This is a genomic window from Lysinibacillus sp. BS3 (genome assembly GCF_039614735.1).
GTDB lineage: Bacteria > Bacillota > Bacilli > Bacillales_A > Planococcaceae > Lysinibacillus > Lysinibacillus capsici.
Map to the genome: position 1 here is coordinate 2627501 of NZ_CP154860.1, position 24681 is coordinate 2652181.

The window sequence follows — 24681 nt, forward strand, 5'->3', positions numbered from 1 at the left end:
TCTCGCAGTCAAGCTCCCTTGTGCCTTTACACTCTACGAATGATTTCCAACCATTCTGAGGGAACCTTTGGGCGCCTCCGTTACCTTTTAGGAGGCGACCGCCCCAGTCAAACTGTCCGCCTGACACTGTCTCCTGCCCCGCTAAGGGGCATGGGTTAGAATTTCAATACAACCAGGGTAGTATCCCACCGACGCCTCCTTCGAAGCTGGCGCTCCGAGATCTCTGGCTCCTACCTATCCTGTACAAGTTGTACCAAAATTCAATATCAGGCTACAGTAAAGCTCCACGGGGTCTTTCCGTCCTGTCGCGGGTAACCTGCATCTTCACAGGTACTATAATTTCACCGAGTCTCTCGTTGAGACAGTGCCCAGATCGTTACGCCTTTCGTGCGGGTCGGAACTTACCCGACAAGGAATTTCGCTACCTTAGGACCGTTATAGTTACGGCCGCCGTTTACTGGGGCTTCAATTCGCAGCTTCGCTTGCGCTAACCACTCCTCTTAACCTTCCAGCACCGGGCAGGCGTCAGCCCCTATACGTCACCTTACGGTTTTGCAGAGACCTGTGTTTTTGCTAAACAGTCGCCTGGGCCTATTCACTGCGGCTCTCATGCGCTTGCACGCTCAAGAGCACCCCTTCTCCCGAAGTTACGGGGTCATTTTGCCGAGTTCCTTAACGAGAGTTCTCTCGCACACCTTAGGATTCTCTCCTCGACTACCTGTGTCGGTTTGCGGTACGGGCACCTCTCACCTCGATAGAGGCTTTTCTTGGCAGTGTGAAATCAGGAACTTCGTCCATACGGACTCGCCATCACAGCTCAACGTTACAGTGTGCGGATTTGCCTACACACACGCCTTACTGCTTGGACGCGCACAACCAACGGCGCGCTTACCCTATCCTACTGCGTCCCCCCATTTCTCAAACGGTGAGGAGGTGGTACAGGAATATCAACCTGTTGTCCATCGCCTACGCCTATCGGCCTCGGCTTAGGTCCCGACTAACCCTGAGCGGACGAGCCTTCCTCAGGAAACCTTAGTCATACGGTGGACGGGATTCTCACCCGTCTTTCGCTACTCATACCGGCATTCTCACTTCTAAGCGCTCCACCAGTCCTTCCGATCTGACTTCAACGCACTTAGAACGCTCTCCTACCACTGACATCGTAGATGTCAATCCACAGCTTCGGTGAATCGTTTAGCCCCGATACATTTTCGGCGCAGCGTCACTCGACCAGTGAGCTATTACGCACTCTTTAAATGATGGCTGCTTCTAAGCCAACATCCTGGTTGTCTGTGCAACGCCACATCCTTTTCCACTTAACGATTACTTTGGGACCTTAGCTGGTGGTCTGGGCTGTTTCCCTTTTGACTACGGATCTTATCACTCGCAGTCTGACTCCCGTGTATAAATATCTGGCATTCGGAGTTTGTCTGAATTCGGTAAACCGGGATGGCCCCCTAGTCCAAACAGTGCTCTACCTCCAGTATTCTCATCACGAGGCTAGCCCTAAAGCTATTTCGGAGAGAACCAGCTATCTCCAAGTTCGATTGGAATTTCTCCGCTACCCACACCTCATCCCCGCACTTTTCAACGTGCGTGGGTTCGGGCCTCCAGTAAGTGTTACCTCACCTTCACCCTGGACATGGGTAGATCACCTGGTTTCGGGTCTACGACCACGTACTATTTCGCCCTATTCAGACTCGCTTTCGCTGCGGCTCCGCCTTCTAAAGCTTAACCTTGCACGTAATCGTAACTCGCCGGTTCATTCTACAAAAGGCACGCTATCACCCATTAACGGGCTCTAACTACTTGTAGGCACACGGTTTCAGGATCTCTTTCACTCCCCTTCCGGGGTGCTTTTCACCTTTCCCTCACGGTACTGGTTCACTATCGGTCACTAGGTAGTATTTAGCCTTGGGAGATGGTCCTCCCGGATTCCGACGGAATTTCACGTGTTCCGCCGTACTCAGGATCCACTCAGGAGAGAACGAACTTTCGACTACAGGGCTTTTACCTGCTCTGGCGGACCTTTCCAAGTCGCTTCATCTAACTCGCTCTTTTGTAACTCCGTATAGAGTGTCCTACAACCCCAAGAGGCAAGCCTCTTGGTTTGGGCTCTTCCCGTTTCGCTCGCCGCTACTCAGGGAATCGATTTTTCTTTCTCTTCCTCCAGGTACTTAGATGTTTCAGTTCCCTGGGTCTGCCTTCAAGACGCTATGTATTCACGTCAAGATACTACGCGATTAAACGTAGTGGGTTCCCCCATTCGGAAATCTCCGGATCAAAGCTCACTTACAGCTCCCCGAAGCATATCGGTGTTAGTGCCGTCCTTCTTCGGCTCCTAGTGCCAAGGCATTCGCCGTGCGCCCTTAATAACTTAACCAAGTTATTAAGCCTATAAAAAACTTAAAAAATAAATGTGTTTGTTACAATTTCAATGTCGTTTTATCCAGTTTTCAAAGAACAAGTTTTGAAGTGTTTCATTCAGATAGAATGAACCTTCAAAACTGAACGCAAAACGTAATCTTACAAACCCAAGGTTTGTATTCCGAAATAATCCTTAGAAAGGAGGTGATCCAGCCGCACCTTCCGATACGGCTACCTTGTTACGACTTCACCCCAATCATCTATCCCACCTTCGGCGGCTGGCTCCAAAAGGTTACCTCACCGACTTCGGGTGTTACAAACTCTCGTGGTGTGACGGGCGGTGTGTACAAGGCCCGGGAACGTATTCACCGCGGCATGCTGATCCGCGATTACTAGCGATTCCGGCTTCATGTAGGCGAGTTGCAGCCTACAATCCGAACTGAGAACGACTTTATCGGATTAGCTCCCTCTCGCGAGTTGGCAACCGTTTGTATCGTCCATTGTAGCACGTGTGTAGCCCAGGTCATAAGGGGCATGATGATTTGACGTCATCCCCACCTTCCTCCGGTTTGTCACCGGCAGTCACCTTAGAGTGCCCAACTAAATGATGGCAACTAAGATCAAGGGTTGCGCTCGTTGCGGGACTTAACCCAACATCTCACGACACGAGCTGACGACAACCATGCACCACCTGTCACCGTTGCCCCCGAAGGGGAAACTATATCTCTACAGTGGTCAACGGGATGTCAAGACCTGGTAAGGTTCTTCGCGTTGCTTCGAATTAAACCACATGCTCCACCGCTTGTGCGGGCCCCCGTCAATTCCTTTGAGTTTCAGTCTTGCGACCGTACTCCCCAGGCGGAGTGCTTAATGCGTTAGCTGCAGCACTAAGGGGCGGAAACCCCCTAACACTTAGCACTCATCGTTTACGGCGTGGACTACCAGGGTATCTAATCCTGTTTGCTCCCCACGCTTTCGCGCCTCAGCGTCAGTTACAGACCAGAAAGTCGCCTTCGCCACTGGTGTTCCTCCAAATCTCTACGCATTTCACCGCTACACTTGGAATTCCACTTTCCTCTTCTGCACTCAAGTCCCCCAGTTTCCAATGACCCTCCACGGTTGAGCCGTGGGCTTTCACATCAGACTTAAAGGACCGCCTGCGCGCGCTTTACGCCCAATAATTCCGGACAACGCTTGCCACCTACGTATTACCGCGGCTGCTGGCACGTAGTTAGCCGTGGCTTTCTAATAAGGTACCGTCAAGGTACAGCCAGTTACTACTGTACTTGTTCTTCCCTTACAACAGAGTTTTACGATCCGAAAACCTTCTTCACTCACGCGGCGTTGCTCCATCAGGCTTTCGCCCATTGTGGAAGATTCCCTACTGCTGCCTCCCGTAGGAGTCTGGGCCGTGTCTCAGTCCCAGTGTGGCCGATCACCCTCTCAGGTCGGCTACGCATCGTCGCCTTGGTGAGCCGTTACCTCACCAACTAGCTAATGCGCCGCGGGCCCATCCTATAGCGACAGCCGAAACCGTCTTTCAGTCTTTCATCATGAAGTAAAAGAGATTATTCGGTATTAGCCCCGGTTTCCCGGAGTTATCCCAAACTATAGGGTAGGTTGCCCACGTGTTACTCACCCGTCCGCCGCTAACGTCAAAGGAGCAAGCTCCTTTTCTGTTCGCTCGACTTGCATGTATTAGGCACGCCGCCAGCGTTCGTCCTGAGCCAGGATCAAACTCTCCATAAAAGAAATTTGATTAGCTCAAATTGTTTTGCCGGCATCATGTTTGATGTCCAAAATTGTGTTTCGTTCACTAGCAAAACTAGCTACTTAAAACTTTATTGATTACGTTTTGCTTGTTCAGTTTTCAAGGTTCATTTAGCAACCATCTCTCGACAGCAACTTTTTAATTATAACATTTCTTCACTTTGTTGTCAACACTTTTTTAAAATGTTTTTTCAAATCAGCGGAGACAACTTTTAAATTGTATTATAATCAATTATTCATGTCAACATCTTTTTTCAAATTGTTTTTGAAGTTCAATGTTGTTAATTGCATCGTCTTAACGACAAGTAATAATTTATCACGTTAGAAAAAACTTCGCAAGTGTTTTTTATACAAAATCTAATTTAATTTAACAAACTTGCTTTAATAAGCAAATTTGTGTATTTACGAGAATCGTAAATCATAGTATCTTTCCTTATTTATTATTTGTTTTACTATACATCTCTTTCTATTAAATCTCAATATCTTAAATTAAAATACTACTTACTTTTCAAGTTAAATATAGCTCATAAAACTTAGTGTAAAATTACTTCATAAATAAAACTACAAATTTAATTAGTTGTTTAGGTCAAAGAAGGTTTTTAAAAATTGCATTATGAAAATAAGCAGGCGCTAAAGTAGAAGTACTTTAGCGCCTGCTTATTTCTAATAGTCCCTATTTTATTTCATTACCTTGAGGGTCAACTATATTTAAGCACCACAAGAAGTTATCCCATGCAGAATACCAGCCACTAAAGATTTCAGAAGAATCGTCCCAACGAACATCAAATTTCTTATGGCCATCTATTTCTACTAAATATAAAGTAAGATTCTCGTCTTTTTTAGCAACGACTAATTTCATACCATGCTCGAGCTCTTCCTCCGTAAATGGAACATCAGAAACAGAACGTAATTGTGCCTGTTCAAATACTTGTTTGTTAATAATTTTGTAATTCATTATAAGCCCCCAATAAAATACTTCTTTTTATACTTATTGTATTTGATTTGAAAAACATAGAACTATAAAAGTATAACCTAAATATAATCTACGTTTAAACAACTTAATTTTTTTCATTGAGCAAAAAGAAGAGAACTCACCTATCCTGTGAATTCTCCTCTTAATTCATTGAATGCTCTTTAGCAGCTCTATAAAGAGCCTACGCAGTAATTTATTTTGTAATATGACGCATTGTTGGGAACAATAATACATCACGAATTGATGGTGAATTTGTTAGTAGCATAATTAAACGGTCAATACCTATACCTAAACCACCTGTTGGAGGCATACCGTATTCTAATGCTTCAATGAAATCATTGTCCATTTCATGTGCCTCATCATTACCTGCTTCTTTTTCTGCTAATTGTGCTTCAAAGCGTTGGCGTTGGTCGATAGGGTCATTTAACTCTGTGAAGGCATTGGCGTGCTCACGACGAACGATAAATAACTCAAAGCGATCTGTAAAACGCTCGTCCTCTGGATTTTTCTTCGCAAGAGGTGAGATTTCTACAGGGTGACCATATACAAATGTAGGCTGTACAAGCGTCTCTTCTACTTTCTGTTCGAAGAATTCATTGATAATATGACCTACTTCGTGAACATCCTTCACTTCAACTCCATGCTCTTTAGCAAGTGCTTGTGCTTGTTCTTTTGTCATCGGCTGCCAGAAGTCTACACCTGTTGCCTCTTTTACAGCGTCAACCATATGAACTCGTTTCCAGCCTACAGCAAGGTTGATTTCATCTTCACCATATTGAACAGAAGTTGTACCGAGAACTTCTTGAGCAACATGTGCAATAAGATTTTCAGTTAGAGACATGATATCTTGATAATCAGCATATGCTTCATATAGTTCAATCATTGTAAATTCAGGGTTGTGGCGTGTAGAAATTCCTTCATTACGGAACACACGTCCGATCTCGTAAACTTTCTCTAAACCACCAACTATTAAACGTTTTAAATGCAATTCGATGGCAATTCGCATATATAATTCCATATCAAGGGCATTGTGATGCGTAATAAATGGACGAGCTGCTGCGCCACCTGCAATTGTGTGAAGCATTGGTGTTTCTACTTCTAAGTATCCAGCATTATCTAAATAATTTCGGATTGCACGAATAATTTTCGAACGCGTGATAAATGTCTTTTTGCTATCTTCGTTTGTCATTAAATCTAGATAACGTTGGCGATAACGTTGCTCAACATCCTGTAAGCCGTGGAATTTCTCTGGCATAGGACGTAGCGCTTTTGTAAGGAATGTGAATTCCTCAGCCTTTACAGAAAGTTCTCCTACTTGTGTACGGAACACGTTACCACGCACACCCACGATATCTCCTAAATCAGCTTGTTTAAATAATTCATACGCTTCTTCGCCTACATGATCTTGACGAACATAAATTTGAATTTGACCATTTAAATCTTGAATATGTGCAAAGCCAGCTTTTCCTTTACCACGTTTCGTCATAATACGGCCCGCAATAATTACCTCTTGAAGGTTTTCCTCAAGCTGTTCTTTTGTTTGATCTGCAAATTGATCACGTACTTCTGTTGATAAATGTGTACGCTCAAAACGGCTTCCAAATGGGTCTTGTCCATTTTCTAGTATCGTTGTCATCTTTTGGCGTCTCACCAATAGTTGATCATTTAATTCTTCTATATTTGACACTTGTTTCACTCCTTAAGTAAATTGTCCGCGTTTACGTCCATAATATTTCTATTGTACACAATTTTAGTGCTGTAATCATCTGTTTCAATTTATTTTCAATCCAATACAAAATAATTAATAATTCTAAAAATTAAAGGTGCTGCTGAAAAGGCGCCTCTATCAAATTATAGAGACGCCCATAATAAAAACTATATCATTAATTCTTTAACTTCTGGAACAATCAATTTAGATTCGCTTTCTTCATACTCCTGTACAAGACTATTTAATAGTACCCGAAGTTCTGCCGCAGTTTCTGTTTGGTTAATAGCATTGCGGGCCTTACCATTACCTCGGATTCCTTTTAAATACCATGATGCATGCTTACGCATTTCCCGTACTGCAATTCCTTCTCCTTTTAATTGAAGAAGTCGTTCAAAGTGCAGTAAACACACGTCCATTTTTTCTCGTACACTTGGCTCTTCTTTTAATTCGCCAGTTGCTAGGTATTGAACCGTACGATAGATCATCCATGGATTACCTAAAGCAGCACGTCCAATCATTACTGCATCTACACCTGTAGTTTCCAGCATACGTTTAGCATCTTGGGGTGTTTCCACGTCACCGTTACCAAGCACAGGGATGCTGACATTTTCCTTTACTTGACGAATATAATCCCAGTTCGCTTTACCCTCATACATTTGTACACGTGTACGACCATGAACTGCTACTGCAGCTGCACCTGCACGCTCAACAGCTTGAGCGTTTTCAATCGCAAAGATATGTTCTTCATCCCAACCAATACGCATTTTTACGCTAACAGGCTTTTTAACAGCATCCACAACAGCCGCTACCATCTCATATACTTTATTAGGATCAAGTAGTAAACGTGCTCCCGCTTCACATTTTATAATTTTATTAACAGGACACCCCATGTTGATATCAATAATATCAGCAGTCGTATTTTCATCCACATATTTCGCTGCTTCCACTAAGGTTTCTTTATCTCCACCAAAGATTTGCAGTGAAAGAGGATTTTCACGTTCATCGATATAAAGCATACCTAATGTTTTTTCATTTTTTTGGACAATGCCCTTATCACTAATCATTTCAGCATATACGAGACCTGCCCCAAACTCCTTAACCGTTAATCGGAAAGCAGAGTTACAAATCCCAGCCATTGGCGCTAATACTACTCGGTTGTCCATGACAATATCGCCAATTTGAAATGGCTTCTCTGTTGACTGACTCAACGTTTTTCTTCCTCCTCTATAGGCTTTACCTATTTTCTCTATCTATCGTTAATGCTATACGCTGATAATTCATTCCTATACAAATACTTAATTCACCGCTGACGGCTCATTAAAGTGGTTCCAGAAGATTACGCCTTCCTTTTCACAATCCATTTGCTGTAACAGATCATGCGCTTGTTGTAGCTGTTCATCGAAAGGTGATGGTGTGATCTCTACAAGTGGTACTAGGACGAACGCTCGCTCGTACATTCTTGGATGAGGAACAATTAAGTTCTCCGTTTCAATATTCTCTTGATTGTAAAGTAAAATGTCAAGATCAATAACTCTTGGGCCCCAGCGGAATTCTCTTACACGCCCTAATTCCCGTTCGATTTCTTGGCAAATATTTAACATCTCAACAGATGATATAGCTGTTTTTAGATGAACAGCTATATTTAAAAAATCGGCCTGATCCGTATAACCTACAGCAGCTGTTTCAAAAACAGATGAAACACGAATCAACTCTAGTTCCTTCTTTTCTTTTAAAAGGTCTACTGCATGCTGAAGATTCTCATATCTCTCCCCCATATTTGTTCCGATAGATAAATAGACATCCTTCATTAGAAATCCCCCCTCGTAACCTCAACAGAGACTTCTTTATAATAACCATGAATAGGTGGGTCTGGTTTAATGAGCTCTACACGAACTCCTTTTACTTTATCAGGATAGGTTGCTAAAATCACATTTGCTATTTTCACAACAAGAGCCTCAATAAGCTTAAACGGTTCACCCTCTACAATATCCCGACATAACGCATATACCTCTGCATAATTTACGGTATAAGAAAGATCATCCGTTTCACCGGCTTTTGTCATGTCTACTGCAAGCGAAACATTTGCTCGAAAGCGTTGGCCTAGAGTGGTTTCAGCTGCTAATACACCATGATAACCATAAAACTGCATGTCCTTTAAATGAATATAATCCATCACACTTCCTCCTTAAACAAACGTTTACCCACTAATACATCTGTCATATATGTTGCCCGCGCCATTTCCTTTACATCATGAACTCTTATCATATGACAACCCTTTTCAATTCCATAAACCACTGTGGCGCTTGTCCCTTCAAGACGCTCCTCAACAGGTAAGTTCAAGACATTACCAATCATTGATTTACGTGATGTTGCTAATAATACGGGATAGCCCATAGCCACTAAATCCGATAAGTGTTGCATCATAGCTATATTTTGTGCAGTATTTTTAGCAAAGCCGATACCTGGGTCTAAGATGATATGATGATCGGGAACTCCCGCTTGCTGTGCAATGGCAATACTTTTTTCTAAATCTGCCTTTGCAGTCGTCCAAAAATCAACACCATAATCCATATTTTCACGGTTATGCATTAAAATGATTGGAACATGTAAGTCTGCAGCAACCTGAGCAATTTCTGGTTCTGCCTTTGCTCCCCAAATATCATTGATGATATGTGCGCCGGCTTCAATTGCGGCACGCGCCACACTTGCTTTATACGTATCAACTGAAATAATGACCTTTACTTCTTGTGCTAACGCTCGAATAACAGGCACGATGCGTGCAATTTCATCTTCATCTGAAATTCGTTCGTACCCAGGACGTGTAGATTCTCCACCTACATCGATAATTTTTGCTCCTTCAGCCACCATTTTTTTTGCTTGAGTAACTGCAGCCTCCACATTGTTATACTTTCCTCCATCAGAGAAGGAGTCCGGTGTAACATTTAGAATCCCCATAACAAATGTTTCTTGTCTATAGTCTAATGTAATACCATTAATCGTTAATGGTTTCGTATATTTTTCTAGCATGTAAACGCTCCTTCTATCCTCGTTCCACTTCTTGAACAAATGCGCTATGCAAAATGGAATAAATAGGTCCTTTATTGCCTAAAAATCGCTGGTTCGCCAAGCTACTAATAGGCACAAGTTCTTGTACTGAATTGGTAATGAAGCATTCCGTACTTTGTAGTAAATCCTCTTTTGTATAAAAGCCTTCCTGTACGTCAAGGTTTAGCGCACTAGCCTTTTCTATAACCCATGCACGAATAATTCCTGGTAAAATACCTGTCTCCAAAGAAGGCGTATATAGTATATCATTTTTTATCCAAAATATATTTGATGTCACACCTTCAGCTACATAGCCTGATTCTGTTAAAAAAAAACCTTCTTGTTGAGCCAGTGATGGCATTTCAAAGCGACCAAGCACGTTATTGCCGTAATGGTGCGATTTAACACGAAATGCTTGTTCAGGTGTATTACGTGGTATGGTAAGCCATTGTGCAAACTTTTCAGTACCACGCGGTGTGTCTTGAAGTTCCTTGCGAAAAATGATGATATTAGGTTGTCTATATTCTGTTGGCTGTAATCCAATATTATGTTCACCCGCAGATACATTTAAACGGAAGTAACCATCCTGACCGCCAGCAAGTTGATTTAGTTGTTGCACAGCCTCAAGTAATACACTTTCAGGATAGTTTAAATGAATGTGATATTGTGATAAAGCATGCTGTAATCTTTCCATATGTGCTTCCCAGTAAAATACCTGACCACCATATGTTCGGAACGTTTCAAAAAATCCTAATCCATATAAAAATCCATGATCAAATGGCGAAATTCTCAGATCCTGGGCCGCCATATAGTTTCCGTTCATCCAGCACTGCATCTATTTCACTCCTTCTATATACATTTCTATAAATTGACGAAGAAGTTGTTTCCCTTGCTCTGTCATAATGGATTCCGGATGATATTGTACACCCTCAATAGGATATTCCTTATGACGTAAACCCATAATTTCTCCTTCTTCTGTCCAAGCTGTTACTTCTAGACACGCTGGTAATGTCTCCTTTTCTACAATAAGAGAATGATAGCGAGTTGCTTGGAATGGATTTGGCATGCCTTTATGCAAACCCACTTCAGCATGCAGCACGGGTGATGTCTTCCCATGCATTAAACGTTCCGCTTGTATGACATGACCACCAAACACTTGTGCAAGCGCCTGATGTCCAAGACAAACTCCTAAAATCGGAATATTTCCCGCGAAATATTTAATAATGTTCAGGCTTTCCCCCGCCTCATTTGGACTACATGGCCCTGGAGAAATAACAATCATATCTGGCGAAAGTTGTTCTATTTCTTCTACTGTAATAACATCATTACGTTTTACTACTATGTCATGACCAAATTCACCCAAATATTGGACGATGTTATAAATAAATGAATCATAGTTATCGATCATCAAAATCATATTACTCGCTCCTCTGCCATTGCCTTTGCCTGCCACATTGCTTTCGCTTTATTTAATGATTCCTGATACTCTCTTTCCGGAACAGAGTCAATGACAATGCCTGCTCCAGCTTGAATATGCGCAACCCCATCTTTTACAAACGCTGTACGGATTACAATATTAAATTCCATATCACCTGTAAAGCCTAGCCAGCCGATTGAGCCTGTATATAAACCACGTCGTACAGGCTCCAATTCTTCAATAATTTCCATAGTGCGGATTTTAGGCGCTCCTGTAATTGTCCCACCTGGGAACATCGCACGAATAACATCTGCATTCGTTTTACCTTCTGCTATTTCTCCACGCACATTCGAAACGATATGCATAACATGTGAATAGCGCTCAATGACCATAAACTCATCCACTTCCACTGTTCCATAGGTGGATACACGACCTAAATCATTGCGCTCTAAATCCACTAACATCACATGCTCAGCACGCTCTTTATCATTATCAATTAATTCTTGAGCCAACGCTAAATCTTCCTCTTCAGACTTCCCTCTTGGTCGAGTGCCAGCGATTGGTCTCGTCGACAACTCATTGCCTTGACGCTTGACTAGTAACTCTGGCGATCCAGAAACAACAGAAAAATCAGGTGCTTCAATATAAGCCATATATGGCGACGGATTAAAAGCTCGTAGTGCCTCATAGACATCTAGTGCATTTGCATTGAGTTTCTTAGACTGACGAACAGATAAATTCACCTGAAAGACATCGCCTTGTGCGATATACGTTTGGATTTTTTTAACTGCTGCCTCGAAATCGCCTCCTGCAAATGAAACAAGCAACTCATTTTCATCATTCTTAACTTCTATAGCAGTTGTTTTCTCAAATTTGCGCGCGTCTAACCCAGCCTGTGCAGCAACCTGCCAGATGTTAGCCCATTCTTCCAAGTTAACCTCATTCTCTTCTAACTTCATAAGTGTCACTGTATTCGTTTTCACATCATGTACGGCCCAGCAATCAAAGATATAATAATAGATATCAGGCACTTGTAAATCATCTGTTGCCGTATTAGGAAGCTCCTCGATTTTACGAGCATAATCATACGACACAAATCCAATAGCCCCTCCCTGAAAAACAGGTAGCTCTGCATTATAAGAAACCTGATATTCCGCCACAAGCTCTTCCAGTAAGTCGAGGGACTCCCCTTGTAAAACTTCCTGTCTGCCATTTCTCCAATTTACGAAAAGCCCACCCTCTACTGATCGTGCGGTAGCTAATGGATTCCACGCAGCTATTGAAAAATGTCCACCACGTCCACTCTCTAAAAACACATGCGCTTGCTGCGTCTCTGTCTGCCTTTTATAGCTATAAAAAAATGAATCTGCATCCATCGTTAATGTTTTTGTAAGTATTGTTTTCAAGTTATTTTTCCCCTTTAAACATATGATGTGATTCCATCTTAACTTGATTATTACATAGAAGCGAATGTTTTTATAATTTTCATAGTGCCCTAGTTTTCACACTAAAAAAGGGCCCCTTTATAAAGGAGCCCTTACATAAAAAATTGAATTAGTCTTCAAATTGATATAAAGGTGTTGATAGATAACGTTCACCATTAGAAGGCACAATAGCAAGGACATTCGAACCCTTACCTAAACGTTTTGCCGCTTCAATTGCAGCATAGATTGCAGCACCAGATGAAATACCACATAGGATTCCTTCTTCACGTGCTACTTTACGTGCTACTTCAAAAGCAACCTCATTCTCAACAGGGAATACTGACGAATAGACTTCTGTATCTAAAACTGCTGGTACAAATCCAGCGCCAATTCCTTGAATTTTATGAGGCCCTGGTTGACCACCAGAAAGAACTGGTGAATCCTTTGGTTCAACTGCAATGATTTCAATGTTTGGATACTTTTCTTTTAAGACCGCACCAGCACCAGTAATTGTACCACCAGTGCCGACACCAGCTACAAAAGCATCGAGTGTCAGGCCATCAAATGCTTCTACAATTTCTGGGCCTGTTGTTAAACGGTGAATTACCGCGTTCGCAGGATTTGTAAATTGTTGTGGTAGGAAGTAGCCATGTTCTTCAGATAGTTCTTCTGCTTTAGCAATTGCACCTTTCATACCTGCTGGACCAGGTGTTAATACAAGCTCTGCACCATAAGCACGTAATAAATTACGACGCTCTAAGCTCATAGTTTCTGGCATAACTAGAATGGCTTTATAACCTTTAGCAGCTGCAATCATTGCAAGACCAATACCTGTATTACCAGATGTCGGCTCAATAATCGTACCACCAGGTTTTAATGTCCCGTCTTTTTCCGCAGCTTCAATCATAGCTAAAGCTAGACGGTCTTTCACCGAGCTTCCCGGATTAAAATATTCTAATTTTACATACACAGTACCTTCATTTTCACTTGTTGCATGATTTAATTTTACAATTGGTGTTTTACCAACTAATTCAGCTACCGAGTTTGCTAATCTACTCATTTACTAATCCACTCCCAATCCCTACTATTTTTATAGGTTTTACTTATTTTGTATTTTATCAATTTTTCCATTCGATTGTCAATAAATAAAACTAATATTTTCAGAATATTTATCATTGCTATGAAAAGGAAAAATCTTATCCTCACTAAAGAAAAAGAACCTGCATTTATTGGGTAATTCACTACGAATGCCTGTAAGTTTGATCAGACTCATTTTACCCCGCAAAACCTGCAGACTCTTTTCATGTATTATTTTTCTTTTTTAGTCTCTCCATAATACCAAGTAGCATTAAATTCCGACCAAAATGCTTCTGGCGTAACAGATTGCGGTAATTGCTCTAAAGCTAATTCTCGCTCAATATGTTCTTTCACATCGTCATATGTAAAGGATTGTCCTTCTAATATCTCTTGTACTTGAACAATGCCATAATGACCATTATCTAACTTAAAGGCTTTACTTACCTCATCTGCCTTTAGTGATTTTACAGTATTAATAATTGCAGGGTCTACATTTTCCTGATTTTCTGTAAGGAAACCAATATCCCCTCCTAAACTCGCTGAAGCACTATCAACAGAAATTTCTCGTGCCAGCACTGTAAAATCAGAGCCATTTTTTAATTCACCCAGTGCCTCATCAGCAGCTTTTTTTGAATCGACCTCAATAAAATTCGTACGATAGCTTGTTTTTGTATTATATAAGCCTTGATTTTCCTCATAATACTTTTCAACGTTTTCTTCCTCTATCACTACATCTTTAGTGAGTACCTTATCCAATATAAGCTGTGATCGAATCTTTTGGCGTAGTTGCTCTGCCGAAAGATTTTGCATGGCTGTATCATACTTATCTTGAGCAGATCGCATTAACGCTAATTCAAGATCAATTTCTTTATCAGTAACTTTAATTTTATATGTTTTTGCGGCCTTTTCCATTACCGTTTCATTTACTAAATTTTGGAGTGTTTCTTTACCATATCGTTCTTCCATAGCAATCATCCACTCTTGGCGTGTGATAACATCCCCGTCAATGGCAGCGACTTGTTCGTCGCTACCAATTTCCTGACCTTTGTTAGGGATCAACCAACTAATGAACCATAATACATTTCCTAATAACAAAACGGCTATGACAGCTAAAGCAGGCTTTGTCTTTAAACGACGTTGCAATAAAGGAGTTTGGTTTGGTGTTACATTGGTTGAAGGTCGCCGATTACGCGTTGAGCTCATCGATAAACCCTTCTAGCTCATCTTTAGAAAAGCTATATGTCTCTAAGCAGAAGTGACATTGTGCCTCTGCACCGCCGTCCTCATCAATCATTTCTCTAATCTCTGCTGTTCCTAGACCTAAAATTGCCGCACCAAACCGCTCTTTTGAACATTGACATTTAAATTCAACTGGCATGGAATCTAAAATTTGTAGATGTCCATTTCCTAATACAGCTTCTAAAATTTGCTCTGGTGTAAAGCCTTTTTCAATCATTTTGGAAACAGGCTCTATTGTAGCAAGGTGTTGCTCAATTTCAGTTATCGTTTCTTCCTCACAACCTGGCATTAATTGAAGTATAAATCCGCCAGCTGCAAGAATAGTGTTGTCTGGATTAACTAATACGCCTAAACCTACAGATGATGGTACTTGCTCAGATGTAGCAAAATAATAAGTAAAATCTTCAGCAATTTCGCCTGAAACAATTGGTGTTTGTCCTGAAAACATATCTCTTAAACCAAGGTCTTTAACAATTGTAAGAGCACCTTCTGTTCCAACACCTGCTCGAACATCTAGCTTACCTTGCTCGTTTAAATCAAAGTGTACATGAGGGTTTGTCACAAATCCACGCACTTCTCCATGTGCATTACTATCAATTACCATTGGGCCAATTGGACCGTTGCCCTCAATTTTAATAGTGATTTTCTCTTCACCTTTTAGCATGGCTCCCATCATAACTGCCGCTGTCATTGAACGACCTAAAGCTGCTGATACAACTGGCCATGTATCGTGACGGCGTTGCACTTCTCCTACTGTGGCTGTTGTACGTGCTGCAAACACACGAACTTGTCCATTAAATCCTAAACCTCTTACTAAATAATCACTCATAAATGGAATGTCCCTCATTTCCTATTGGTTACGTTTATAGAGCTTATATAAACCCTTTAACGTTAAAAATGGATCTACAACATCTATAATTTGTGTCTCCCCTGCAATTAGATTTGCTAATCCACCTGTAGCAATAACTAATGGCTCCTCTTTACTTTGTGCTTTTATACGATTAACAATGCCCTCAACTTGCCCGACAAAGCCATAAAAAATTCCCGCCTGCATGGCAGAAACGGTCGTTTTCCCCACGATATGTGTAGGTCGAACGATTTCAATACGCGGCAATCTTGCAGCCTGTGTATAAAGAGCCTCTGTAGAAATAGTTATGCCTGGCGCAATAGCTCCACCCATGTAATCGCCCTTTTCGTTCAAATAACAATAGGTTGTTGCTGTCCCAAAATCAACTATGATACAAGGGGCCTTATATAAATCTAGAGCTGCTATGGCATTCACTATGCGATCAGACCCAACCTCACGAGGATTTTCGTATTTAATATTTAAACCTGTTTTCACACCTGGCCCTACTATCAATGGCTTTTTTCGAAAATACTTCTGGCACATCGCCTCTAGTGAAAACATAATTGGTGGCACAACTGAGGATATAATAATGCCTGTTATTTGTTCAAATGAAATGCCTGCATGATTAAAAAATGAAAGAACTTGCATGGCATATTCATCTTCTGTTTTATGAAGATCCGTCACCATACGCCAATGGAAGGCTAATTGATCGTTGTCATCATAGACACCTAATACAATATTGGAATTCCCTGCATCTAAAACTAAAATCAAGAATGACACCTCCCATGTCGTCATTGTAACTTTCACAATCCCCATATTACAATATTCTCTCTAACTGGAATGAGGATAAAACACTTTAGAAAATGATACCATACTTTTTATCTTGATTCAGCAGATGTTGTTTGTACTGTAGGGATAGTCTTAGGTACATCACCTTCTACTACAGGTGGAGATAAATACCTATACATGTTATCATCCTTCTTTAAAAAGAGGCCCCCTAAATATGGTAGCCTCTCTTACAATCATTTGAAATTAAATTTTTCTGGATCTGGACCACAACGTAGTCCATCGTTCATTGCATCTAACTGTGTCATTTCTTGCTCAGTTAACGTAAAATCAAAAACAGCTAGGTTTTCAGTCATACGTGCAGGTGTCATCGTTTTTGGAATCGTGACAACATCATGTTGCACATCATAGCGTAATACAATCTGTGCAGGCGTTTTGCCATATTTAGATGCTAGCTCTTGAATCAATGCCTCTTCCAGTAGAGAACCATTCATCAACGGAGACCATGCCTCTACCTGTATGCCCTTATCCTTACAGTAGGCACGTACTTCCTCCTGTATTAAATGCGGATGGAATTCAATTTGATTTATAACAGGGACGACAGTCGTTTCCTTCAAAAGGCTTTCCAAATGGTGTACATGGAAATTACTAACACCAATTGAACGTACTCGACCATCTTGATAAATCTTTTCTAGTGCTTTATAAACTTCAATATAATTTTGGTCTATTCCAGGCCAATGTACTAAATATAAATCTAAATAGTCTAATCCTATTTTTTCTAGACTGCTGTCATATGCCGCAAGTGTTTCTTCATAGGAAAGTCCATCGTTCCAAACTTTTGATGTGATAAATAATTCTTCACGAGTTACCAAGCCTTCTTCAATGGCTGCTCGTATTCCTCGTCCAACACTTTCTTCGTTTCGATATACTTGTGCTGTATCAATACTACGATAGCCTTTTGCTATAGCTGTTTTGACTGCTTCAGCTAGGTCATCTCCTTCGGGTACTCGAAAGACACCATATCCAACCAAAGGCATTTTAAGACCATTATTCAATACAACATTTCCCACGCATATACACTCCTATCTTTTTTGGCTAACATCTCTCTAAATGGCAGAGTTGCATGCAGCTTGTCTTTTTTACTACTCTATCCTAATGCTTATTAGTAAGAAAAGGCAAAGAAAAAGACTGCTTACTGAACTAGTAAACAGTCTTCCCTATTTTTAATCACGTTTTTCATCGATACCCTTAGGTGCATCATTCGGTTCTTTACGTTCTTTTGCTAAATCCAAAGTTGTTGGATTTGACTCTTTACTTAGTAGCTCTTTTTCAACAACTGGTTCGCCAATAGTATCTAATGTAGGCTTTGCTTCAATCTTTGGAGTGTTCTCCTCAATTTTTTCTGCAGCCTCTGGTTCCGGTAACACACCGTGATCACGTAAATGCTCAATTTCTTGTGCATTTAATGTTTCTTTTTCCATTAGTGTATTGGCAATTAAATCAAGCAGGTGACGTTTTTCCGTAAGGATACGCTTAGTACGCTCATATTGTGTATCAATTATTTTTTGCATTTCTTTATCAATTTCATAGGCTATTGAATCAGAATAGTTCTGGTCAGAATTAAAGTCGCGGCCAAGGAATACATTACCACCTTGACTTGAACCAAATTGCATAGCTCCAAGATTCTCACTCATTCCGTATTCAGTAACCATAGCACGGGCAATGCTTGTAACCTTTTGGAAATCGTTATGTGCTCCAGTAGAAACTTCACCAAGAACAATTTCTTCAGCTACACGACCACCCAGAAGACCTGCAATACGATCTAAAAGCTCTTGCTTTGTCGTAAAGAAGCGCTCTTCCTTCGGTAACATAATCGCATATCCACCCGCTTGCCCACGAGGAACAATTGTTACTTTGTGTACTGTATCAGCCTCATCTAGCTCAAGACCAACGACTACGTGGCCGGCTTCATGGAAGGATACTAGTTTCTTCTCTTTCGCAGAATATACGCGACTGGCTTTTGCAGGACCAGCGATTACTCGGTCTGATGCTTCATCAATATCTGCCATATTTATAGTGCGCTTACTTTTTCGAGCCGCTACAAGCGCTGCTTCGTTTAGTAGATTTTCTAAATCCGCACCTGAGAAACCTGGCGTACGTTGAGCAACAGCTGCTAAATCAACTGTATCTGCTAAAGGCTTATTACGTGCATGTACTTTAAGAATTGCCTCACGTCCTTTTACATCAGGATGACCTACTGTAATTTGACGGTCAAAACGACCTGGACGTAATAATGCTTTATCTAAAATATCCGGGCGGTTTGTTGCGGCAATGATAATAATCCCTTCATTGGCACCAAAACCATCCATTTCAACTAATAACTGGTTTAATGTTTGTTCACGCTCATCATGGCCTCCACCGAGACCAGCACCACGTTGACGACCTACTGCATCAATCTCATCGATAAAGATGATACATGGAGCATTTTTCTTAGCATTTTCAAATAGATCTCGGACACGAGAAGCACCAACACCGACAAACATTTCAACGAAGTCAGAACCTGAGATAGAGAAGAATGGAACACCCGCTTCACCTGCTACTGCTCGTGCAAGTAATGTTTTACCTGTACCTGGAGGACCTACAAGTAAGATACCCTTTGGAATACGGGCACCAATTTCAGTGAATTTGCGGTGGTCTTTTAAGAATTCTACCACTTCAACAAGTTCTGCTTTCTCTTCATCAGCACCTGCTACATCTGTAAAACGCACTTTTTTCTTTTGATCATCATACAGTTTAGCTTTACTTTTACCAAAGCTCATCACTTTATTACCGCCACCCTGAGATTGACTCATTAGGAAGAAGAATAAGAAAATGATGATAATGAAAGGAATAATTCCTGTAAAGAATTGAATCCATCCACTTGTTTCTGGTGCTGCTAAAAAACTAATATTACTATTTTTATCCTTAGCAGCCTCATCGATGCGGTCCATTAAAGATTGGTTTTCACGAGGGATGTTTGTAGTAAAACTTTCCCCTTTTTCATACCCCTTCAGTGTTCCTTCAACGACGTAAACTGATTTATCAGGTTGAATTGTAGCACTTGTTATTTCTTTCTTATCTAGAGCTTCTTGAAACTCATGATAAGTTAATTCTTTCGTTGGTGAATTTCCACCATTGAAAGTACCAAAAATACCGATAATCACTAGGAAAATCAGTAGATAGAATATGGTATATCGAAATATTCGATTCATCTCCAGCCTCCTCATTACAAACAGAAAAATTATAAGTAAAATCTTAACATATCATGATTTCATCATACAACGAAAAGCCCTACTTAAAAAATGTTTCGTTCACTTATTGCCGTTATCACAACAGTTTTTAGGCCATCTTTATATGTCCCAGCGTAATTGTACCTGTTCCTCGGGCTCGATATAGCTAAACATTGTGTCAAGATTTTGAATTATGTTAAACATAACTAAAAATACGTGACTTGCGCTGGAGACCTTTACTTTTTATAGCTGGTCTTTTGTTCTTAGAAAGAATATACCTCAGGCTTTAAAATACCAATATAAGGTAAATTACGATATTTTTCAGCGTAATCTAAGCCATATCCTACAACAAAGCCATCTGGCACTTCGAAACCAACATAGTCAGCAGATAAATTTACTTTTCGACCTGATGGTTTATCAAGTAATGTAACAATTTTAATGGACTTTGCTTTGCGATATTTAAATAAATCTACTAGATAACTTAAAGTTAAACCACTATCAATAATGTCCTCGATAATTAATACGTCACGTCCCTCAACGCTTGTATTCAAATCCTTTAAAATCTTCACTTCACCAGATGACACAGTAGCATTACCATAGCTAGACACATCCATAAAATCAAGTTCGATGAAAGAATCGAAACGTTTCATTAGGTCTGTCATAAATGGCATTGCCCCTTTAAGTACGCCAACAGCTAATGGAAATGCATCTTTGTATTCCTCTGTTAATTGCGCGCCTAAGTCTGCAATTCTTTCTTGCAATTGTTCTTCTGTAATCATAATTTTTTCGATGTCGTTTTGTAACATATCGATTCCTCCTCGTGATGTATCAAAAAATCTTCACCCTATTTCGGTGAAATATTTTACAAAGACCTTAGTCTACGATGAGCACTGTATCATCGTTTGGTTGCGGAGTGGTTGAAAAAAATATTCCCATACGCACACCAATTACCGCTACCACCTCATCAGATTGAGAAATCAGTAACGGCCAGCTATTTCGCTCATTTAAAGGAATCTTTTCATCTATAAAAAGGCGAGATAAGCGTTTTGGCTGATCCATTCCTTTTAACAGCATTCTATCTCCATCCCTGCGTGCCCGAACATAAAACGGTAGGTGGAGTTTGCTAGCGTTAAAATAAAAAAGTTGTGCAGTATCCGTCAGCAATTCAGACGATAAATCATGCAAATTGACTACGCGTAAGCGCTCACCATTTGTCAGTGTTGTCCAGCCATTAGCAGTCGAAATAACCTGTTTCTCAGGAGAAGCTAGGCCTTCTAACGGCTCCTTTTTCTGAATCGTTAAATTTCCATAACGGCGAACTGCTAGAAAATCTTCAGGTAAGTGAATTTCAGCATACCCTGCTGTTGTATCACAAAGCTTTAAAATTGAAGTCAATAAGGCATAACTTTGTATCGTATTTGAATCTTTGTAAAGATAGTTTAATAGTATTAAAATGAGCCTCCTTTGTAAAGCAAGTGGTACCAATTGAAATGCCTCAATTTCCATGCGATATGTATTTTCATTATTTCTTATGATGATTTGGGAAAATACATCTTGGGCCAATGTCATTAAAAAGGTATCGTCTTCTTGCAATTGCTTTGTGAAATGGGTCACCTGTTCAGTCACTCGCGGATTCTCTGCCTCCAATAAAGGCACCACATGATGTCTAAAACGATTACGTACATAGGTATCTTTAGAATTGCTAGCATCTTCTCGATAATCTAAACCTTTTCTAAGTAAATATTCCCCTATTTCAGACTTTGTAACCGTTAAAAACGGACGAATTAATGATTTTCCTCCAAAAATTCTTTGAGGACGTATGCCCTGCATGCTATTCATTGTTGCATTTTTTGTAAGGGCCATTAATACTGACTCCAGTTGGTCATCCGCATGATGTGCAGTTACAAGCTTATTAGCATTTGTTTTTTGCAGAACTTCTTTGAAAAATTGATACCTTTCCCTACGACATATTAACTGTGTATTACCATTTTCCTGTGCCAATATTGTAGGTATTGGAATTTCCTTGGCATGTAAGTAAACATCATTAGCGTCACAATATTTTTGAACAAAAGCCCTATCCTCAGCAGAAGCTTCTCCTCTCAACATATGATCAACATGTACGGCTTCCACCTGAATGTTCCAATGCTCCTGTGTTTGAATAAAGTAATGAAGTAAAGCCATAGAGTCTATCCCACCCGAAACGGCGATGAGAAGATGGTCGCCTTGCTGTAATAATTGCTCTTCTTCTATAAATGTTTTGACCTTTAATTCAAATGACAAACGCTTCTCCTCCCCTTTTCGTTGTTAGTTTAAGATGATTTACTCATTGAATACTGAGCTGGTCTAAAGACAGCCCATGTCGGTACAACATGTGTCACCTCTAACATTAATACTGTACAATCATCCTCTATTTCAAAATATCCTTGGAATGATTGCATAATGGTTGTTAGCTTTTCTTGAATCGTTTTATTTGTACTTGCTACCTGCTGTGCGAAAGCTAAAAATGTTTCCTCCTGTTCATCCCAATCAGCTACACTTGAGAACAGTCCATCTGAATGCATTAAAATAACATCACCTGCCTTCAGTTTTCTTTTTTCAGCTTCGACCGCTGAAATAGATAAGAATCCTACAGGTGCTGCATTACTTTCTACTTTCAGTACCTCTTTTCCACGCAAAATGTAGGTTGACATTCCACCCGCTTTCCACGACCACAAATCTCCGTGCTGTAAATCGACAAGTGCAAAATCAAGGGTTGCATACATATCATCTTGCTGCTTTAATGCCATGACATAATGGAGCGTATGCATCGCAGTTTCGGGATTCATATTGTAATTTAGACACTCTCTCATTAAATGAATCAATTTTCTACTTTCATGTTGTGCTTCTTTACTTTGCCCCATACCATCAGACAGCAATATCGCAAATAATCCTGGATGCAATTGGAAAAGGGCATGAGAATCACCGGAATATAGTGTTGCATCTTTAGACATGCTATATATATCATACTCTACTTCAAAGCTAATAGCTGATCTAAAGCAAATTTGAACATGACGAAATGGTATTTCGCAGGCTACTACTTTTTCAATTTCAAAAGGTTCATCAAAAATTTCATAAAGAATCGGCAAAATCATACGTTCAGCTAATGTCGTATCTTTCTCCCAGTTGACACGTGCTGGTGCTAAGGCACAAACAATCTTTCTTGCCCCTGGCTTATTACTTAAGACATCAAGTTGAAAACATTCAATATTGGCTTCCTTTAAGCGCTCAACAATGTCCTTCTCAACACTTACAAAAGAAATTGTATCTTCCTTCATCTCAGCAATTAACTGATTTAAATGATTGCTCATATCTCGCAGTTGAAGGGCAATCATTTTTTTACCATGGAAATATTGCCCGTTAATTCGTTCTCTATAAAGTTCTGTATCTAATTCCTCAAAGATTTTCGTGGATTTCACACATTTATAGCGTATTTGTTCTTCAACACGATGAATAGCTGATTCCTTGCCTACTCCTTTCATATGAAACCAATCTGTCATCAGCTTGTCCATACCATTATTTTGCGCACCCCAGCAATGATCATAACGGAAACAACTTAAACAAGTATTCATTGGTGCTACTTCCTTTGCCGCTTCAACTGGTGCTGTCATAAAGCGATCAAACACAAGTTCCTTCATGAATTGCACAAAATGCTGAAAGTGCTCTAATTTATACGTTACATGTTCTGTTAACCAATTCTGTCGGGCTAGTAAAACCTCTTCTCGTTGTGGAAAGAGCTTGTCCCTTACCTTATCTGAATATTTCTTTGGAATGGTTAGAAATAAAATACTACCAATGGCAATTGAGGTGAAATAAACACTATCCAAGGGCAATGTGGCGTCATAAAATAAAAAAAATACACTAGGTAAAATACTACCAATAGCAACGCCAAATCTACCACCTTTCGCTCCCATACCCGCACATAATCCAGTTAAGGTAGCCACCGAAAGCATACCGGTAAACGAAAGCTTGGCCACACCTATAAGCGTTCCTAACACTGCTCCAATGACAGTTGCTAAGGGCACACTTCCAACCAATGCGCCAAAACAGATAAAGAGCTGCAGTAAAAAAATAGGGAGTGAAAAATAGCTTATTACAACCGTTTGCATTCCAGTAAGCATGGCTGCAAAGACGACTAATCCTGAACCTAGCTTTTCATATGTCCAATGCGTCGTAAACCATTCATACGAATTAACAAATAATACTTGCATAAACAATGTCATAATAAGAGCTAAAGCTGCTTCACAACCCACATAAAATTGTACAAGCACTGGTGGTAAGCCTTGATACATCACCCCTTGCCACATTATTTGTACTAGTAATACAGCTAAAGACACCGCAATACTTTGGGGCAGTTGCCAGTAACGAAAACGCATAATACATTCATACAGGATAATTTGTAAAGCGAGAATTAGGACTTGTCCAAAGCCTAGGAAAAAGCAACCCGCTAAACTCCCAAATAATACGAATTTAGCATACTCCCTATATTTTGTTCGAATAATGGCCCAAAAAGGAACTGAGAACGGTACAGCCGCTTCAAATACAACAGATTGAGCCAAGAAAAAGGCGGTTAAAAAAAAGAGAGAGCCTATTAGGATCTGCTTCTTTTTCAAACCTATTTTTTGGTCATCTACATTCGTTGTATTATACCATTCAATACTTGTCATTTAACTATCCCCTTTCCGCACTTTTGGTTATTATAAAAAATTATGTGTGGAAAGAT

General features: G+C 40.4%; 18 protein-coding genes and 2 rRNA genes (1 of these 20 running past the window's edge). All 20 read right to left on the minus strand.

What is annotated here, in order from left to right; genetic code table 11:
- Nucleotides 1-2383 (minus strand): 23S ribosomal RNA (locus tag AAJG31_RS12920); it reaches 545 nt to the left of the window's first position.
- A 181-nt stretch (nucleotides 2384-2564) separates the two neighbouring features.
- Nucleotides 2565-4116 (minus strand): 16S ribosomal RNA (locus tag AAJG31_RS12925).
- The 16S and 23S rRNA genes sit together here, the layout of an rRNA operon.
- Nucleotides 4117-4810: 694 nt before the next feature.
- Entirely contained in the window at nucleotides 4811-5092 is a 282-nt protein-coding gene (locus tag AAJG31_RS12930; protein ID WP_048395308.1) for a hypothetical protein, read from the minus strand.
- Between the two features lie 211 nt (nucleotides 5093-5303).
- Nucleotides 5304-6806, minus strand: coding sequence for a lysine--tRNA ligase (lysS, locus tag AAJG31_RS12935; RefSeq protein WP_175400778.1), 1503 nt, complete (start codon nucleotides 6804-6806; stop codon nucleotides 5304-5306).
- 179 nt (nucleotides 6807-6985) lie between these two features.
- Complete coding sequence (dusB, locus tag AAJG31_RS12940) at nucleotides 6986-8026, minus strand: tRNA dihydrouridine synthase DusB (protein WP_269897522.1); 1041 nt, start codon at nucleotides 8024-8026, stop codon at nucleotides 6986-6988.
- Nucleotides 8027-8113: 87 nt separating this feature from the next.
- Entirely contained in the window at nucleotides 8114-8626 is a 513-nt protein-coding gene (folK, locus tag AAJG31_RS12945; RefSeq protein WP_054548584.1) for a 2-amino-4-hydroxy-6-hydroxymethyldihydropteridine diphosphokinase, read from the minus strand.
- Nucleotides 8626-8991, minus strand: coding sequence for a dihydroneopterin aldolase (folB, locus tag AAJG31_RS12950; RefSeq protein ID WP_004229125.1), 366 nt, complete (start codon nucleotides 8989-8991; stop codon nucleotides 8626-8628). The genes folK and folB overlap by 1 nt, the downstream gene beginning before the upstream one ends.
- Complete coding sequence (folP, locus tag AAJG31_RS12955; protein WP_279493587.1) at nucleotides 8991-9845, minus strand: dihydropteroate synthase; 855 nt, start codon at nucleotides 9843-9845, stop codon at nucleotides 8991-8993. The genes folB and folP overlap by 1 nt, the downstream gene beginning before the upstream one ends.
- A gap of 13 nt (nucleotides 9846-9858) precedes the next feature.
- The gene (pabC, locus tag AAJG31_RS12960; RefSeq protein WP_054548587.1) at nucleotides 9859-10698 is read right to left on the minus strand and encodes an aminodeoxychorismate lyase; all 840 of its coding nucleotides are present in this window, start codon (nucleotides 10696-10698) and stop codon (nucleotides 9859-9861) included.
- On the minus strand, nucleotides 10699-11280 hold the full coding sequence (gene pabA, locus AAJG31_RS12965; protein WP_048395320.1) for an aminodeoxychorismate/anthranilate synthase component II: 582 nt from the start codon (nucleotides 11278-11280) through the stop codon (nucleotides 10699-10701).
- On the minus strand, nucleotides 11277-12656 hold the full coding sequence (gene pabB / locus AAJG31_RS12970) for an aminodeoxychorismate synthase, component I (RefSeq protein WP_083225413.1): 1380 nt from the start codon (nucleotides 12654-12656) through the stop codon (nucleotides 11277-11279). Before pabB ends, pabA begins: the two co-directional genes overlap by 4 nt.
- A 178-nt stretch (nucleotides 12657-12834) precedes the next feature.
- A complete protein-coding gene (gene cysK, locus AAJG31_RS12975; RefSeq protein WP_004229133.1) occupies nucleotides 12835-13764 on the minus strand; it encodes a cysteine synthase A in 930 nt (309 codons plus the stop codon).
- Between the two features lie 248 nt (nucleotides 13765-14012).
- The gene (locus AAJG31_RS12980) at nucleotides 14013-14984 is read right to left on the minus strand and encodes a peptidyl-prolyl cis-trans isomerase (protein ID WP_048395323.1); all 972 of its coding nucleotides are present in this window, start codon (nucleotides 14982-14984) and stop codon (nucleotides 14013-14015) included.
- Complete coding sequence (hslO, locus tag AAJG31_RS12985; RefSeq protein ID WP_009373570.1) at nucleotides 14968-15849, minus strand: Hsp33 family molecular chaperone HslO; 882 nt, start codon at nucleotides 15847-15849, stop codon at nucleotides 14968-14970. The genes AAJG31_RS12980 and hslO overlap by 17 nt, the downstream gene beginning before the upstream one ends.
- Nucleotides 15850-15870: 21 nt before the next feature.
- Nucleotides 15871-16638, minus strand: coding sequence for a type III pantothenate kinase (locus AAJG31_RS12990; protein WP_048395343.1), 768 nt, complete (start codon nucleotides 16636-16638; stop codon nucleotides 15871-15873).
- 251 nt (nucleotides 16639-16889) lie between these two features.
- Nucleotides 16890-17723 carry an aldo/keto reductase gene (locus AAJG31_RS12995; RefSeq protein WP_081010921.1) on the minus strand — a complete coding sequence of 278 codons (834 nt, stop codon included), beginning with the start codon at nucleotides 17721-17723 and terminating at the stop codon, nucleotides 16890-16892.
- A 153-nt stretch (nucleotides 17724-17876) separates the two neighbouring features.
- On the minus strand, nucleotides 17877-19904 hold the full coding sequence (ftsH, locus tag AAJG31_RS13000; RefSeq protein ID WP_048395325.1) for an ATP-dependent zinc metalloprotease FtsH: 2028 nt from the start codon (nucleotides 19902-19904) through the stop codon (nucleotides 17877-17879).
- A gap of 281 nt (nucleotides 19905-20185) precedes the next feature.
- A complete protein-coding gene (gene hpt, locus AAJG31_RS13005) occupies nucleotides 20186-20728 on the minus strand; it encodes a hypoxanthine phosphoribosyltransferase (RefSeq protein WP_004229145.1) in 543 nt (180 codons plus the stop codon).
- A 67-nt stretch (nucleotides 20729-20795) separates the two neighbouring features.
- Nucleotides 20796-22202, minus strand: a complete 1407-nt coding sequence (gene tilS / locus AAJG31_RS13010) for a tRNA lysidine(34) synthetase TilS (RefSeq protein ID WP_066038166.1) — start codon at nucleotides 22200-22202, stop codon at nucleotides 20796-20798.
- A 29-nt stretch (nucleotides 22203-22231) separates the two neighbouring features.
- Nucleotides 22232-24625 carry a SpoIIE family protein phosphatase gene (locus AAJG31_RS13015; RefSeq protein ID WP_048395327.1) on the minus strand — a complete coding sequence of 798 codons (2394 nt, stop codon included), beginning with the start codon at nucleotides 24623-24625 and terminating at the stop codon, nucleotides 22232-22234.
- Between the last annotated feature and the right edge of the window lie 56 nt (nucleotides 24626-24681).